The sequence below is a fragment of the Modicisalibacter sp. 'Wilcox' genome (assembly GCF_010993675.1).
Classification (GTDB): domain Bacteria; phylum Pseudomonadota; class Gammaproteobacteria; order Pseudomonadales; family Halomonadaceae; genus Modicisalibacter; species Modicisalibacter tunisiensis.
Window position 1 is genome coordinate 149,851 of record NZ_WNXF01000005.1, and the last position, 15,710, is coordinate 165,560.

At 67.1% G+C, this 15,710-nt stretch carries 11 protein-coding genes; 7 read left to right on the forward strand and 4 right to left on the reverse strand.

The window, feature by feature from the left end; translation table 11 throughout:
• Positions 1 to 3: 3 nt before the first annotated feature.
• Entirely contained in the window at positions 4 to 1,542 is a 1,539-nt protein-coding gene (locus tag G7A98_RS06665; protein WP_240464690.1) for an MFS transporter, read from the reverse strand.
• Between the two features lie 496 nt (positions 1,543 to 2,038).
• On the opposite strand from G7A98_RS06665, the gene G7A98_RS06670 reads away from it, so the two are divergent.
• The 4 genes from G7A98_RS06670 to G7A98_RS06685 all read left to right on the forward strand — a co-directional run bounded on the left by G7A98_RS06670 (position 2,039) and on the right by G7A98_RS06685 (position 6,457).
• Entirely contained in the window at positions 2,039 to 3,988 is a 1,950-nt protein-coding gene (locus tag G7A98_RS06670; protein ID WP_163648731.1) for an acetoacetate--CoA ligase, read from the forward strand.
• Between the two features lie 96 nt (positions 3,989 to 4,084).
• Positions 4,085 to 4,984 carry an acyltransferase gene (locus G7A98_RS06675; RefSeq protein WP_163648733.1) on the forward strand — a complete coding sequence of 300 codons (900 nt, stop codon included), beginning with the start codon at positions 4,085 to 4,087 and terminating at the stop codon, positions 4,982 to 4,984.
• Between the two features lie 41 nt (positions 4,985 to 5,025).
• Positions 5,026 to 5,832, forward strand: coding sequence for a LysM peptidoglycan-binding domain-containing protein (locus tag G7A98_RS06680; RefSeq protein ID WP_240464691.1), 807 nt, complete (start codon positions 5,026 to 5,028; stop codon positions 5,830 to 5,832).
• A gap of 4 nt (positions 5,833 to 5,836) precedes the next feature.
• Positions 5,837 to 6,457 carry an alpha-ketoglutarate-dependent dioxygenase AlkB gene (locus tag G7A98_RS06685; protein ID WP_163648737.1) on the forward strand — a complete coding sequence of 207 codons (621 nt, stop codon included), beginning with the start codon at positions 5,837 to 5,839 and terminating at the stop codon, positions 6,455 to 6,457.
• A 76-nt stretch (positions 6,458 to 6,533) separates the two neighbouring features.
• Here G7A98_RS06685 and gcvT read toward each other — a convergent pair whose 3' ends face one another.
• Together gcvT and G7A98_RS06695 are read right to left on the reverse strand one after the other, a co-directional pair.
• Positions 6,534 to 7,646, reverse strand: a complete 1,113-nt coding sequence (gene gcvT, locus G7A98_RS06690; protein ID WP_163648738.1) for a glycine cleavage system aminomethyltransferase GcvT — start codon at positions 7,644 to 7,646, stop codon at positions 6,534 to 6,536.
• A gap of 37 nt (positions 7,647 to 7,683) precedes the next feature.
• Positions 7,684 to 9,063 carry a sodium:alanine symporter family protein gene (locus G7A98_RS06695; protein ID WP_163648740.1) on the reverse strand — a complete coding sequence of 460 codons (1,380 nt, stop codon included), beginning with the start codon at positions 9,061 to 9,063 and terminating at the stop codon, positions 7,684 to 7,686.
• A 559-nt stretch (positions 9,064 to 9,622) separates the two neighbouring features.
• Here G7A98_RS06695 and gcvH point away from each other — a divergent pair.
• Complete coding sequence (gene gcvH / locus G7A98_RS06700) at positions 9,623 to 10,015, forward strand: glycine cleavage system protein GcvH (RefSeq protein WP_163648742.1); 393 nt, start codon at positions 9,623 to 9,625, stop codon at positions 10,013 to 10,015.
• Positions 10,016 to 10,105: 90 nt separating this feature from the next.
• Positions 10,106 to 13,000 carry an aminomethyl-transferring glycine dehydrogenase gene (gene gcvP / locus G7A98_RS06705; RefSeq protein ID WP_163648744.1) on the forward strand — a complete coding sequence of 965 codons (2,895 nt, stop codon included), beginning with the start codon at positions 10,106 to 10,108 and terminating at the stop codon, positions 12,998 to 13,000.
• 115 nt (positions 13,001 to 13,115) lie between these two features.
• Here the strand turns inward: gcvP and G7A98_RS06710 are convergent, their stop codons facing one another.
• Positions 13,116 to 14,033, reverse strand: a complete 918-nt coding sequence (locus tag G7A98_RS06710; protein ID WP_163648745.1) for a LysR family transcriptional regulator — start codon at positions 14,031 to 14,033, stop codon at positions 13,116 to 13,118.
• 311 nt (positions 14,034 to 14,344) lie between these two features.
• Here G7A98_RS06710 and ppnN point away from each other — a divergent pair, with 311 nt between their 5' ends.
• On the forward strand, positions 14,345 to 15,709 hold the full coding sequence (gene ppnN, locus G7A98_RS06715; RefSeq protein WP_263478954.1) for a nucleotide 5'-monophosphate nucleosidase PpnN: 1,365 nt from the start codon (positions 14,345 to 14,347) through the stop codon (positions 15,707 to 15,709).
• Position 15,710: the final 1 nt, after the last annotated feature.

Consider the following 15,710-nt stretch of genomic DNA (forward strand, 5'->3'; position numbering starts at 1 on the left):
GGGTCATCCCGCGCGTGGCGCCGAGGGCTCGGCGGGTGCTGGCTCGGGCCGGGACTCGCCACGCTGCTGAATGGCCTCGTCGCCTTCCTCGTCCTCGTGGGCCGTGTCCGACGCCGATTCCCCTGCCGGCGCCGCGCTCCCTGTCTCGGCCTCCTCGCCGGTGCCAGCGGTCTCGTCATCCCCGGCATCCCCGGCCGGCGCTTCAGCGGCCGCCTCGCCCTCGTGCCGCTCGGCGTGCTCGTCTTCCGCCTCGTACTCGTAGAACTCGAAGTCGAACTCGAGCTGCTGGGGGTCGTAACGGGTGTCGAGCTCGCTGTGATAGTGCGGCGTTTCCATCATCGGCATGGGCGCATAGGGCTCCTGCTCGACCTCGGGCGCCTTGTCGGTCTGGGTGCCGTGCAGGCGCACCATGACGAACATCGCCAGCGCCAGCGCCGCCGAGCCGAGGAACAGCCACAGCCCTTCGGGACCCACGACCTGCATCACCAGCGACGCGCTGAACGGCCCGATGATCGAGCCGACCCCGTACCAGATCATCAGCTTGGAGTTCGCGGCGATGATCTCGGACGGCTCCAGCCAGTCGTTGGTATGCGCCAGGCTCAGCGAGTAGAGCGTATGCAGCATGGCGGTATGGAAGCAGGCCACCACCAGCAGGATGAGATAGCTGTATTCCGCCGCCGCCGAGATGAAGGCCCCCGTGAAGGCCATCACTCCCGCCATGCAGAGAATCACCTTGCGCCGGTCGAGCCGGTCGGAGACGCGCCCCAGGAACCACTGGGCGAACAGTGCCACAAGCGTGGTGGTGGCCATGAACTGGGCCGTCTGCGCCGTGGACAGGCCGATCTCCTGGCCGAAATAGGGCGTCATGGCGAAGAAGGCCTGGACCATCAGCCCCGCGGTGAAGGCGCCCACCAGCCCCACCGGCGCGCGCTTGTAGAGTTCCTTGAAGCGAATCTTGTGGGCGGTGTCATGGCTCGAGTGCGTCGGCCCGTGAATACGGTGGATCGACAGCGGCACCAGCGACAGCGCGAACAGCATCCCCGAGACCGAGAAGAGCACCATCGTCGCCGGGTCGGCCAGGTTGAGCATCCACTGCCCGCCGGCCAGCGACAGCGTGGAGATCACCAGATACCAGCCCAGCACCTTGCCGCGGTTGTCGTTGGTCGACTCCCCGGAGACCCACGACTCCATCACCATCAACAGTCCCGCCGTGGAGGCCCCGCCCGCCACGCGCCAGACCAGCCACGCCCAGGGGTTGACCCACAGCCCGTGCAGCATGGCGGTGACCGCCAGCATGGCGGCACAGGCGGCGAAGACCCGGATATGCCCCACCGAGCGAATGCGCTTCTCCAGGAAGTAGCTGCCCAGCACGAAGCCCAGCGAGAAGCTCGACATCAGCAGGCCGGCCATCTGCGACGGAAAGCCCTCCAGCGACATCCGCACCCCGAGCAGGGTCATGATCAGGCCATGGCCCAGCAGGAAGCTGATTTCGCACACGAAAAGTATCGGCAGGGTCGCCGGCAGACTCCGCAACGCCGTCACCTCCATGGATCGTCGGCAGGGCAAACAGGAAAACCGCCGGGCCGAATCGCGACAGTCGGCCAGGCGGTAGCGCATCGTTTCTCAGGTGTGGCTAGATTCTAGTCGCTGGACGGCCCGACGACCACCCGGGCCCACCCACGCCTGCATCAGGGGGAGTTATGCACAGAAACTGTGCATAACCCTGTGCGCGACACCGGGAAAGTCCCCGCCAGGGCCGGCGTTGCGGCTCTCGCCGAGACTGGTCACGTGTTGTTCAACATCCGGTCATGAAACGTTCCACGCCCGCGCCTCGCCCCTGCGCCTGCCACCCCGGCGGGCGGGAGCGTTCCGTCATCCCAAAGGCGCCTTGTTGCCGCCCCGAGCCGGCATGACAATTCCCGGTATCGGTTTTGAATGCTATTGTTCTGCGCTGCACAAGAACAGCCGAACGCGCCGGGCCCGCGCCCCGGCGAGGCGCGTCACCGTCATCATCCCGGACAAGAAAAAGGAGGGGAGCATGTCCACGCCACTCTGGCAGCCTTCTCGGGCGGCCATCGAAGCGACCCAGATGCATGCCCTGATGCAGCGCATCAACCACGAACACGACCAGGCGCTGGCCGACTATGCCGACCTGCATGCCTGGAGCGTCGACCACATCGAGGCCTTCTGGCCGATGGTCTGGGAGCTCGGCGAGGTCATCGCCGAGACGCGCGGCGACACCGTCCTGTCGCGCCCGGATGCCATGCCCGGCGCACGCTGGTTTCCCGAGGCCCGGCTCAACTTCGCCGAGAACCTGCTGCGCCGCCGCGACGACAAGCCGGCCCTGATCATGCGCGACGAGCGCGAACGCCGTCGTGAACTGAGCTATGCCGAGCTGCATGAGCAGGTGGCACGACTGGCCCATGCCCTGCGCGGCAGCGGCGTCACCCCCGGCGACCGGGTTGCCGGCTTCGTGCCCAACAGTGAACACGCGATCATCGGCATGCTCGCCGCGGCCAGCCTGGGGGCCGTGTGGTCCTCCTGCTCCCCCGACTTCGGCTTCAACGGCGTGCTCGACCGCTTCGGGCAGATCCAGCCCAAGGTGCTGATCGCCACCGACGGCTACACCTGGAACGGCAAGCGCATCGACACCCGCGAACGGGTCGGCGAGATCAGCCGAGCGATCGACTCCCTCAACCAGGTCGTCGTCTTCCCGTTTCTGAACGACACGCCGGATACCCGCGGCATCGACAAGGCCATGACCTGGGCGGACTATCTCGACAACGACGCCCGCCGCCTCGAGTTCGAGGCGCTGCCCTTCGATCACCCGCTCTACATATTGTTCTCCTCGGGCACCACCGGGGCGCCGAAGTGCATCGTCCACTCGGCCGGCGGCACCCTGCTCCAGCACATCAAGGAGCACCGGCTGCATACCGACCTGGCAAGCGACGACGTGCTCTTCTACTACACGACCTGCGGCTGGATGATGTGGAACTGGCTGGTGTCGGGACTGGCCTGCGAGGCCACCCTGGTGCTCTACGACGGCTCCCCCTTCGCCCCGGACTCGCGCTCGCTGTGGCGCATGGCCGCCGAGGAACGGGTCAGCGTGTTCGGCACCAGCGCCAAGTACATCGCCGCCTGCGAGAAGCACGATCTCGTTCCCGGCCGGGAGCACGACCTCGGCGCCCTGCGCGCGATTCTCTCCACGGGCTCGGCCCTGGCACATGAGTCGTTCGACTACGTCTACCGTGATATCAAGGACGATCTGCTGCTGGCCTCGATCTCGGGCGGCACCGATATCGTCTCCTGCTTCGCCCTGGGCTGCCCGATCCGCCCGGTCTATCGCGGCCAGCTGCAGTGCCGCGGCCTGGGCATGGCGGTCGACGTGTTCGATGACGACGGCCGCCCCGTGCGCGGCGAGAAGGGCGAGCTGGTCTGCACCCGGCCGTTCCCCTCGATGCCCATCGGCTTCTGGAACGACCCCGACGGCAAGCGCTATCACGACGCCTACTTCGCGACCTTCCCGGGTATCTGGGCCCACGGCGACTATGCCGAGATCACCCCGGAAGACGGCCTGATCATCCACGGCCGCTCGGATGCGGTGCTCAACCCGGGCGGCGTGCGCATCGGCACGGCGGAGATCTACCGCCAGGTGGAAAAGGTCGACGGCGTGCTGGAGTCGCTGTGCATCGGCCAGGAATGGCAGGACGACATCCGCGTGGTGCTGTTCGTGCGCCTGCGCGAGGGGCTGACGCTCGACGATGCCCTGCGCGAGACCATCAAGCGCACGATTCGCGCCAACACCACACCACGCCACGTGCCCGCGCGAATCATCCAGGTCAGCGACATTCCACGGACCCTGTCCGGCAAGATCGTCGAGCTGGCGGTGCGCAACGTGGTCCACGGCCGGCCGGTCAAGAATCAGGATGCCCTGGCCAACCCCGAGGCTCTCGAACTCTACGAGAACCTGCCCGAACTGCAGCACTGATGCTCGCCCGCCCGGTGTCGCTGCGTGAGTCACCGGCGCTGGGCAGACTTTCCCGGTTCCAGTAGCATGGTCGGCAAGTCATTGACGGAGAATGGCATGTCGACCCTCAAGGGACTCGTCAGCCTCCTGCTGCTCATCACCGGCACGGTCTTCTGGTCGGCGCCGCTCTATGCCCTGGCGCTGGTCAAGCTCGTCACCCCCTCGCGGCGCCTTCGGCGGCGCGTGCTGGCGGGATTGAACCGCATCGCCCTGGCCTGGATCGGCACCAACCTCTGGTGGATGCGCCGCTGGCTGCGCCCGACCCTGGAGATCCACCTGCCCGAGGGCCTGTCGCCCGACCAATGGTGGCTGGTCATCGCCAACCACCGCAGCTGGACGGATATCTTCCTGCTGCAGATGGCGCTGCACCGGCGCATCCCCATGCCGCGTTTCTTCCTCAAGCGCGAACTGATCTGGGTGCCGGTGATCGGTCTGGCCTGGTGGGCGCTCGAGTTTCCCTTCATGCGCCGCTATTCCCGTGATGCCATCGCCCGCAACCCGGCGCTGGCCCGCCGCGATCGCGAGGCGACACAGCGGCTGTGCGCGCAGGCCAGGCAGATGCCCATGGCGATCTACAACTTCGTCGAGGGCACCCGTTTCACGCCTCACAAGCAGCGCGCCCAGCAGAGCCCCTACGACCACCTGCTGCGCCCCAGGGCCGGTGGCTGCGCCCAGGTGGTCAACCTGCTGGGCAACCGGCTCAGCGGCATTCTCGACGTGACCCTCGCCTACGCTCGCGAGCGCCCGACCTTCTGGGACTTCCTGTGCGGCCGCGAGGGGCCGGTCAGCGTGGATGTCCGCCGCCACTCCCTGCCCGACTGGATGCGCCAGGGAGATTACCATCAGGACCCGGAGTACAAGGAACGCTTCCAACGATGGCTCAATGCACTGTGGCAGGAAAAGGATCGCCGGCTGGAGCAGCTGGCGCGGCCGGCCTGCGTCACCTCGGCCTCCTGATACTGCTCCTGCTGCTCGCCGGCTGCGCCGGATCGCCCTATGTGAGCGGCGGCAACACCAGGATACAGGCCGGCAACTGGGTCACCATCCGTCCCGGCGACACGCTGGGGGCCATCGCCCGCCAGGCCGGCGTCCCCCTGGTGCGACTCGAGCGCTTCAACCCGGGGGTTCAGGCGCGTCATCTGCGCATCGGCCAGCGCGTCCTGGTCCCCAGCCATCGCGAACGCGCCCCCCGCGGCGGTCCCTACCGCTACCAGATCCGCCCGGGCGATACCTATGCCGGTATCGCCCGCTATTTCGGCACCACGGCCGGGCGCATCGACGCCGCCAACCGCAGCCTGCAGGCCAGCGACCTGCGCATCGGCCGGCTCATCCAGGTCCCCCTGAAAGGAGAGGCGCCACGGCGAGCCCCCCGGGTGGCCCACCGCAAGGCCCCGCCCGCGCGGCCGCTGCCCGATCCGGGCCCGGTCAAGCAGCAGAAGGCCTGGCCCTGGCCGCTGGACGACTACCGCATCGTTCGCCATTTCGGCCGGGACAAGCGCGGCACCCTGCAGCCCATGCTGCTGACCGGACGCCGGGGCGAGGTCGCGCATGCGGTCGCCGACGGTGACGTGCGCTTCGCCAACAGCATGCGCCAGCTGGGCAAGGTCGTGATCGTCCACCATGCCGGCAACCTGCAGAGCGTCTATGCCCTGTGCGGCGAGCTGCGCGTCAGCAAGGGGCAGTCGGTCAAGCAGGGCGCCCCCATCTGCACCGTCAGCCACAGCGCGGTCACCGGCCGCTACGACCTGCTCTTCGACGTGCGCCACGGCGGCAAGCCCATCGATCCCGACAAGGTGCTGCGCTGACCTCATGTCCCATGCACCCCGTACCTGGCAGCGCCTGCTCGCCTCGCCACCGCTCTGGCGACTCGATGACGCCCTGGAGACGGGCCGGCGGGACGCCCTGCTCGACCGGCTCGACCGCGAGATCCCGTGGGAGACGCCCACGCTGACTCTGTACGGACGCCGTCACCCGATTCCCCGGGCCCAGTGCTGGATGGGCGACGCCGAGGCCCGGTACCGCTATTCCGGGACGAGCTTCTCCCCGACCCCCTGGCATCCGGCCGTGCTGGCCCTGTGCGACCAGGTGACGTCTCTGGTTGCCCGACAGCTGCCCGGCGCCACCTTCAACAGCGTGCTGCTCAACCGCTATCAGGATGGCCGACAGCGCATGGGCTGGCACGCCGACGACGAGCCGGAACTGGGCCCGGAGCCGGTGATCGCCGCCGTCAGCCTGGGTGCCGAACGCCCACTGCGGTTTCGCTGGCGCAGCCGTTCGCACGGCCCCTTCAATGTGGCCCAGCCCCACGGCAGCCTGCTGCTGATGGGTCCCGGCGTCCAGGCCCGGCTTCAGCATGCCCTGTTGCCACGCGCCATTCCCGGATTGCGCATCAGCCTGACCTTTCGTCACGTCCTGCCGTCCCCGGCATGACTTCCAACGAAAAGAGGCCGCTTCGTCTGAAGCGGCCTCTGCTGAGGTCAACTATTGTAGATAACGGTATAATACGTTATCCGCGATGGTAACCGGGCGTCACGAAAGGCATCTTGCTGACGGTCATCGGCAGGCGCTTGCCGCGCACCTCGGCATAGACCACGTTGCCAATCTCCGCCGCATCGATGGTGACATAGCCCATGGCCACCGGCTTGCCCACGGTAGGCCCGAAGCCCCCCGAGGTGACGTGGCCAAGCGAGTGACCGGCCTCGTCGAACAGCGCGGCACCCTCACGCACCGGTGCACGCCCCTCGCCCAGCAGGCCGACCCGCTTGCGACGATGGTCGCGCGCCTGCAGCTGATGCAGGATGATGTCGGCGCCGATGAAGCCGGCTTCGCGCTCCCCGCCGGAGCGGCGCGCCTTGCCGATCGCCCAGATCAGCCCGGCCTCGATGGGGGTCGTGGTCTGGTCGATGTCGTGACCGTAGAGACACAGCCCCGCCTCGAGACGCAGCGAGTCCCGGGCGCCGAGACCGATGGACTCGACCTCGGCTTCCGCCAGCAGCCGGCGCGCCAGGCGTTCGGCGTCCTCGGCGGCCACCGAGATCTCGAACCCGTCCTCGCCGGTGTAGCCGCTGCGGCTGATCCATACCGCCATGCCGTCGATCTCGAAGCGAGCATGCTGCATGAAGACCAGTTCGCAGGCTGCCGGGCACAGTCGCTCCATCACCGAGGCGGCCTTCGGCCCCTGCAGGGCCAGCAGGCCGCGATCGAGCTCCTCGACACTGTACTCGCCACCCAGCCCGGTACGCAGATGGGCGATGTCCTGCGCCTTGCAGGCCGCGTTGACCACCAGGTAGAGGTGATCGCCGGCGTTGACCACCATCAGGTCGTCGAGAATGCCGCCTTCGGTTCCGGTGAACAGGGCGTAGCGCTGTGCCCCGGCCTCGAGACCGACGATGTCGGCACAGACCAGGCTTTCCAGAGCGCGGGCCGGCTCCGGCCCGCGCACCACGACCTGCCCCATGTGCGAGACATCGAACAAGCCGCACTCGGCGCGGGTATGTTCATGCTCCTTCTTCACCCCGAGCGGGAACTGGACAGGCATGTGATAGCCGGCAAATTCGACCATCTTGCCACCCAGTTCGAGGTGCAGATCGTGCAAGGGGGTACGGTTGAGTTCGGTCATGGGGTTGCTCCACCCTGAGTCATCGGAATGAACGGAATCAGCGATTCAGATCCTCACCCGGCAGCACCGTCTTGCCATCGAAGTAGTCCTTGGTGAGCTTGAAGACCACCGGGGACAGCAAGGCCAGCGCGATCAGGTTGGGAATCGCCATCATGGCATTGAAGACACTGGCCATCAGCCAGACGAAGTTGAGCGGCGCCACGGCACCCGCCAGGATGGCGAGGATGTAGACGACGCGATACACCTTGATCGAGCGCACGCCGAAGAGGTACTCGAAGCACTTCTCGCCGTAGAACGCCCAGCCAAGGATGGTGGTGAAGGCGAACACCGCCAGGGCGAACGAGACCACGTACTGGCCCACGCCGGGCAGCGTGCTGTCGAAGGCCATGGAGGTCAGCGCCGCCCCGGTCTCACCGGAAGTCCAGTCGTTGGTGGTGAGAATCGCCAGCGCGGTGATCGAGCACACCACGATGGTATCCAGGAAGGTACCGAGCATCGCCACCAGGCCCTGACGCACCGGGTTCTTGGTCTGCGCGGCGGCATGCGCGATCGGCGCGCTGCCCAGGCCGGCCTCGTTGGAGAAGACCCCGCGCGCGACACCGAACTGGATGGCCTTGGCCACGGCCGCACCGGCGAAGCCGCCCGCCGCGGATGCCGGCGAGAAGGCATGGCCGAAGATCAGGCCGAGCGCCGAGCCGATCTGGTCGGCATTGATGATCAGCACCAGCACGCCGCAGGCGAAGTAGGCGATCGCCATGATCGGCACCAGCTTGCCCGCCACCTTGGCGATACGCTTGATGCCGCCGAGAATCACCGCGCCGGCCAGCACCATGATCACGATGCCGGTCAGCCAGTGCGGCATGTTGATCGATTCGCCCAGACCGTCGGCCACCGAATTGGATTGCACGGTGTTGCCGATGCCGAAGGCGGCCACGGCACCGAAGAAGGCGAACAGGCCGCCCAGCCAGGCCCACTTCTTGCCCAGGCCGTTGCGGATGTAGTACATCGGCCCGCCGACGTGGTCACCGGCCTCGTCGACTTCCCGGTAGCGCACCGCCAGCACGGCCTCGGAAAACTTGGTCGCCATCCCGACCAGGGCGGTGATCCACATCCAGAAGACCGCACCGGGGCCGCCCAGGAAGATCGCCGTGGCCACACCGGCGATGTTGCCCGTGCCGATGGTCGCCGACAGCGAGGTCATCAGGGCGTTGAACGGCGAGACCTCGCCTTCGCTCTCTTCGCCCTTCGCCGTGCTGCGCCCCTGCCAGAGCAGCTTGAAACCGGTTCCCAGCTTGCGAATCGGCATCACCTTGAGGCCGGCCTGGAGATAGAGCCCCACGCCAAGCAACAGCACCAGCATCAGGGGGCCCCAGACGACCCCCTCGATCGCGCTCAATAGATTGGTCAACGTTTCCACGTCTTGTCTCCCACTTGCGGATTGTTGTTATGCACCCAGGTGCATGGAGTCGCGCCACCCGACGCCCGAACCGGCTCAGCGTCGGATGGCGTTGAACCGCGTACCATAGCGGAACCCACCATGCGCGCTCCAGTAGACCTTAGGAAAAACTGCCCCCGAAGCGACTTGACCGAAGAAAGCCCATGAGGCGACGCCCTCGGTTCAGCAGGGCCTGCCTCCAGCCCCGGAAAACTTGTTTCCTTTAGGAAACTCGCGTCACAATACCCAGCCAGGCGGCTCAACTCAAGCGCAAAGGCCCTTCTGGCCTCCCAGAAGCAGGATAGCCCGGAAAATGCCCAAGGGCCCGCGCCCGTCCCGGAGCCCAGTGCGGCGGGATCGCATTCCGCGCTCCGGGAACTGGACGGCGCCGCCGTTTCTGGCCACCCTAGTGGCACGGTCAGGCTGCCGCGCGCCCCTGCCTCGGTCCGTCGATCCACCGGGATGACAAGATGATCGTCATTGAGGCAGAATCGCGCTACGATTTCCCCCGAGAGAAAACCTTTTTCGTATAGGAAAAATCATGAGCAACGTTCCCGCCAACCTGCGCTATACCAAGAGCCACGAATGGATCCTCGACAATGGCGACGGCACCGTCACCATCGGCATCACCGACCACGCCCAGGAAGCGCTGGGTGACGTGGTCTTCGTGGAACTGCCGGAAGTCGGCCGCGAGCTGGAAACTGACGAGGAGTTCGGCGTGATCGAGTCGGTCAAGGCCGCCTCGGACCTGTATGCCCCGCTCGCCGGTGAAGTCCTGGCCGTCAACGAGACCCTCGAGGACGCGCCGGAAACCGTCAACGAGTCCCCCTACGAGGACGGCTGGATCGCCAGGATCAAGCCCAGCGACGCCACGGTCCTCGACTCGCTGCTGGATGCCGACGCCTACGCGGCGATCGCCGACGCCGAGGACTGAGCCGAACCGGCCTGCCGGCGGCCCGCGGCCGCCGGCGCCATCGATCGATTTCACGCGGGCCTGACCGCCCCGTCACTTCTAGGGTGTTCCATGTCTACAGACAATCGTCGCCTGGCCGAACTGGCCGGCCATGATGCGTTCGTCCATCGTCACAACGGCCCCGGCACCGCCGACGTCGAGGCCATGCTGGCAACCCTCGGCGTCGAGAGCATGCCGGCGCTGATCGACAAGACCATTCCGGCCGGCATCCGCCTGGGGCGGGAACTCGACCTGGACCCGCCGCGCGGCGAGGCCGAGTCACTCACCTACCTGAAGCGCCTGGCGCGCCAGAACAAGGTCTTCAAGACCTACATCGGCCAGGGCTACTACAACACGCACACGCCGGCGGTCATCCTGCGCAACGTGCTCGAGAACCCGGGCTGGTACACCGCCTACACGCCCTACCAGCCCGAGATCGCCCAGGGACGCCTGGAGGGGCTGCTGAACTTCCAGCAGATGGTCATGGACCTCACCGGCATGGACCTGGCCAACGCCTCCCTGCTCGACGAGGCCACCGCCGCCGCGGAAGCCATGGCGCTGTGCCACCGGGCCAACAAGAAGGTCAAGAGCGACCGCTTCTTCGTCGCCGATGACGTCTTCCCGCAGACGCTCGACGTGCTGCGTACCCGCGCCGCCTACCTGGACATCGAGCTGGTGGTCGACGCCGCCGAGCGGGTCGCCGAGCACGAGGTCTTCGGCGCCCTGTTCCAGTACCCGGGCGACACCGGTCGCATCCACGATCTCGGCGCCCTGATCGCCCAGGCCAGCGAGCGGCGCGCCATGACCTGCGTGGCGGCGGACCTGATGAGCCTGGCCCTGCTCAAGGAGCCGGGCGCCCTGGGCGCCGACATCGTGCTCGGCAACTCCCAGCGCTTCGGGGTGCCGATGGGCTTCGGCGGACCGCACGCCGCCTTCTTCGCCGCCACCGACAAGCTCAAGCGCTCGATCCCTGGACGCATCATCGGCGTCTCCAAGGACAGCCGCGGCAACACGGCGCTGCGCATGGCGATGCAGACTCGCGAGCAGCACATCCGCCGCGAGAAGGCGACTTCCAACATCTGTACCGCCCAGGCCCTGCTGGCGAACATGGCCGGCTTCTACGCGGTCTACCACGGCGCCGAGGGCATCCGCACCATCGCCACGCGGATCCACCGCCTGACCACCATCCTGGCCGAGGGGCTGCGTCGCAAGGGCGTTACCCTGGAAAACGCCAGCTGGTTCGACACCCTGACCCTGACCGGCGTCGACACCGGCAAGATCCATGGTCGCGCCCTGACCCACGAGATCAACCTGCGCTTCCATGCGGACGAGCGCGTCAGCGTCAGCCTCGACGAGACCACCACGGCCGCCGACGTGGCCGAGCTGTTCGACGTGCTGCTCGGCGAGGAACACGACCTGTCCGTCAGCGCGCTGGACGACGCGGTCATCGCCGACCATCTCGGCGGCATTCCCGACGGCCAGCGCCGCGAGTCGGCCTACCTGACCCACCCCAACTTCACGCGCTATCGCAGCGAAACCGAGATGCTGCGCTATCTCAAGCGCCTGGAGAATCGCGACCTGTCGCTGACCCACGCGATGATCCCGCTGGGCTCGTGCACCATGAAGCTCAACGCGACCAGCGAGATGATTCCCATCACCTGGCCGGAGTTCGCGAACATCCACCCGTTCGCGCCACGCGATCAGGCCGTGGGCTACAAGCAGATGATCGACGAGCTCAGCGCCTTCCTGGTCGAGATCACCGGCTATGATCACATCTCGATGCAGCCCAACTCCGGGGCCCAGGGCGAATATGCCGGCCTGGTGGCCATCCGCCGCTATCAGGCCGCCCAGGGCCAGGGCCACCGCGACATCTGCCTGATCCCCAGCTCGGCCCACGGCACCAATCCCGCCTCGGCGGCCATGGCTCACATGAAGGTCGTGGTGGTGGAGTGCGACGAGCGCGGCAACATCGACATCGACGACCTGCGCGCCAAGGTCGAGCAGCACAGCGAGCGGCTGTCGGCGATCATGATCACCTATCCCTCGACCCACGGGGTCTTCGAGGAAACGGTGCGCGAGGTCTGCCGGCTGGTCCACGACCACGGCGGCCAGGTCTACATCGACGGCGCCAACATGAACGCCCAGGTGGGCATCACCCGCCCCGGCGACTTCGGCGGCGACGTCTCGCACCTCAACCTGCACAAGACCTTCTGCATCCCGCACGGCGGCGGCGGTCCGGGCATGGGCCCGATCGGGGTCAAGGCCCACCTGGCGCCCTTCGTCTCCAATCATGTGGTCACGCCGATCGCCGGCGTACGCGAGGACAGCGGTGCGGTCGCGGCGGCGGCCTTCGGCAGCGCCTCGATCCTGCCGATCTCCTGGGCCTACATCAAGATGATGGGCGCGCGCGGCCTGCGCGAGGCGACCGAGCTGGCGATTCTCAACGCCAACTACATCGCCCGGCGCCTGGAGGCGCACTACCCTGTGCTGTACCGCGGCGTCAACGGCACCGTGGCCCACGAGTGCATCATCGACATCCGCCCGCTCAAGGCCGACTCCGGCATCAGCGAGGAGGATATCGCCAAGCGCCTGATGGACTACGGCTTCCATGCGCCGACCATGTCCTTCCCGGTGCCGGGCACCCTGATGATCGAGCCCACGGAGTCGGAATCGCTCTTCGAGATCGATCGCTTCTGCGATGCCATGATCGCGATCCGCGAGGAAATCCGCCGCGTGGAAGCCGGCGAGTGGCCACAGGACAACAACCCGCTGGTCAATGCGCCGCACACCATGGCGGATCTGATGGATGCGGCCTGGGAGCGCCCCTACGACCGGGAGCTGGGCGCCTTCCCGTCGGAAGCGGTCAAGGCCGCCAAGGTCTGGCCGGCGGTCAACCGGGTGGACAACGTCTTCGGCGATCGCAACCTGATCTGCTCCTGCCCGAGCATCGACGCCTACCGCGACTGATCGGCGTTGCGGTTCACCCCGCCAACGACAACGGCCCCGCTCACCGCGGGGCCGTTTCGTTCCGGCGCCTGCCGGGATCCCTGCGGCCGGCGCGTTATCCCGACCCGCTTGTCACTCAGGTGTCGAAGCCCGGCTCCTCGACCAGCCCGTAGAGCGTATTGCGCCGCTCATCGCGGAAGTCGTCGAGCAGCTGCTGGTAGCGACGCGGCAGCTCGCTGCCCGCCTGGGTGACGATGTACAGCGACTCGTAGACCTGATTGGGCAGGGTCAGCGCCTTGACCTGACGCTGCCAGGGCGAGGTCTCGAGCACCAGTCGCGAGACCACGGTGAAGCCCAGGCCGCGCGCCACGGCATCCAGCACCATGGCCACCTCGTTGGTGAATCCCTGGCGTGGAAAATGGCTCATGGAACGGAACTCGCCGACAAAGTTGGCGCGCAGCAACTGCCCCGCATTGTTGAGGCCGTCCGAGTAGTTCATGAAGCCCAGCGCCATCAATTCCTGCAGGGTGGTACCGGTAAAGTCGGCCGGCACCACCAGGCAAAGCGGCTCCTGATGCCAGGGCTCGTAGTGCAGGTCCGGGTGCTTGACCACCTCGGTGACCACCCCCAGGTCGTGGCGTCCGGCCAGCACGTCCTGCACGATTTCGTGATTGAAGGCGAAGCTGTAGTTGATCGTCAGCCCCGGATACATCTGTTGATAGCCCAGCAGAAAGGGGTAGAACATCAGCCCGACACTGCCGGGCGAGGCGACCCGGCATTCGCCGGAATGCAGCGACTCGTTGTCCAGCGAATGGCGGAAATGCTCGTGCTCGGCGAACAGCCGAACCGCGTAGTCATAGGCCCGGCGACCGGCTTCGGTGAGCGTGAAGCGCCGCCCGTGACGGTTGAGCAGGGGCTTGCCGAGATACTTCTCCAGCTTGCGAATGTGCTGACTGACCCCCGGCTGGGTCATGTCGAGTCGACGCGCCGTGTGCGTGAAACTGCCGGTCTCCACCAGCGTGATGAACGTGCGAAAGTACTGGGCATTGAACATGGAACGGCAGTCCACTCCGAGGGGATTCAGGGGCCGGGGCGCGGCCTCGACGACGACGCCATTCGTCACCGCCGGATTCGACCGGGATGCCGTCGACCGGGATGCCGGAAAAGCTTATCAAAAATGCGCGCCGCCCGCAGCGCTGCGGGGAATCCGGCGGCGTGTTAGCATCGATGTCGGAGGCCTGCCCTTCAGGACACGCCCCCACGCCCGGCCCGCGGGGACACCAGCGCGAGCCCGCTGCGCGACTCGAGTCGCCGCTGGCGCCGGCAAGGCACGATGCTTGACGATGGCATGACAAGGACCCTTCAATGCCCGAAACAATCTCCACCACGATCTCCCCCGAAGGCAGTCTCGAGGTCCTCTCGCAGCAGGAGGTCAATCGGCTGCGCGACACGTCCGCCAACGGCCTGCACGATTTGCTGCGGCGCTGCGCCCTGGCGGTGCTCAACTGCGGCTCGATCACCGATGACGGGCTGGCGGTCATGGAGGCCTTCCACGACTTCGACATCGAGGTCCTGCAGCAGGATCGCGGCATTCGCCTGCGCCTGATCAACGCCCCGGCCGACGCCTTCGTCGACGGCCGCATGATTCGCGGCATCCGCGAGCATCTCTCGGCAGTCCTGCGCGACATCGTCTACGTCTACAACGAGATCCAGCAGCAGCCGCGCTTCGACCTGTCCACCGGCGAAGGCACCACCAACGCCGTCTTTCATATCCTGCGCAACGCCGGTGCCCTCAAGTCGTCGCGGGAACCCAGCCTGGTGGTCTGCTGGGGCGGGCACTCCATTTCCCGCGAAGAGTACGATTACACCAAGGACGTGGGCTACCATCTGGGCCTGCGGGATCTGGACATATGCACCGGCTGCGGCCCCGGCGCCATGAAGGGGCCGATGAAGGGCGCCAACGTGGCGCATGCCAAGCAGCGCCGCCGCCAGGGCCGCTACCTGGGTATCTCCGAGCCCGGCATCATCGCGGCCGAATCGCCCAACCCCATCGTCAACGAGCTGGTGGTGATGCCCGACATCGAGAAACGCCTCGAGGCCTTCGTGCGGGTCGGGCACGGCATCATCGTGTTCCCCGGCGGCGTGGGCACCGCCGAGGAGATCCTCTACCTGCTGGGCATCCTGCTGCATCCGGCCAACGCCGACACGCCCTTCCCGGTGATCCTGACCGGCCCCTCGAGCGCCGCCGACTACTTCAAGCGCATCGACGAGTTCCTGCGCTACACCCTGGGCGAGGCCGTCGGCCGGCGCTACCGGATCCTGATCGATGACCCGGTGGGCGTGGCCCGCGCCATGCGCGAGGGCATCGACGAAGTCACCGAGTTCCGCCGGGCCCATCACGACGCCTTCTACTTCAACTGGCGCCTGAACGTGCAGCCGGCCTTCCAGCAGCCCTTCGAGCCCACCCACGAGGCCATGGCGGCGCTCGCCCTGCACCGCCAGCAACCCGTCCACGAGCTGGCCGCCAACCTCCGCCGTGCCTTCTCGGGCATCGTCGCCGGCAACGTCAAGGAGCCCGGGATCCGGGCGATCGAGGCGCGCGGGCCGTTCCGGCTGCACGCCGAGGAGACCCTGATGCAGCGCCTGGATGCGCTGCTGGGCTCCTTCGTCGCCCAGGGCCGCATGAAGCTGCCGGGCAGCAACTATGTCCCCTGCTACACCCTCACCTGAC

Excerpts from the sequence above, each read along its gene's own strand:
- G7A98_RS06685 (WP_163648737.1), top strand. The coding sequence starts at position 5,837 with ATGTCCCATGCACCCCGTACCTGGCAGCGCCTGCTCGCCTCGCCACCG.
- G7A98_RS06710 (WP_163648745.1), bottom strand. The coding sequence starts at position 14,033 with ATGTTCAATGCCCAGTACTTTCGCACGTTCATCACGCTGGTGGAGACC.
- G7A98_RS06675 (WP_163648733.1), top strand. The coding sequence starts at position 4,085 with ATGTCGACCCTCAAGGGACTCGTCAGCCTCCTGCTGCTCATCACCGGC.
- G7A98_RS06670 (WP_163648731.1), top strand. The coding sequence starts at position 2,039 with ATGTCCACGCCACTCTGGCAGCCTTCTCGGGCGGCCATCGAAGCGACC.
- ppnN (WP_263478954.1), top strand. The coding sequence starts at position 14,345 with ATGCCCGAAACAATCTCCACCACGATCTCCCCCGAAGGCAGTCTCGAG.
- gcvP (WP_163648744.1), top strand. The coding sequence starts at position 10,106 with ATGTCTACAGACAATCGTCGCCTGGCCGAACTGGCCGGCCATGATGCG.
- gcvH (WP_163648742.1), top strand. The coding sequence starts at position 9,623 with ATGAGCAACGTTCCCGCCAACCTGCGCTATACCAAGAGCCACGAATGG.
- gcvT (WP_163648738.1), bottom strand. The coding sequence starts at position 7,646 with ATGACCGAACTCAACCGTACCCCCTTGCACGATCTGCACCTCGAACTG.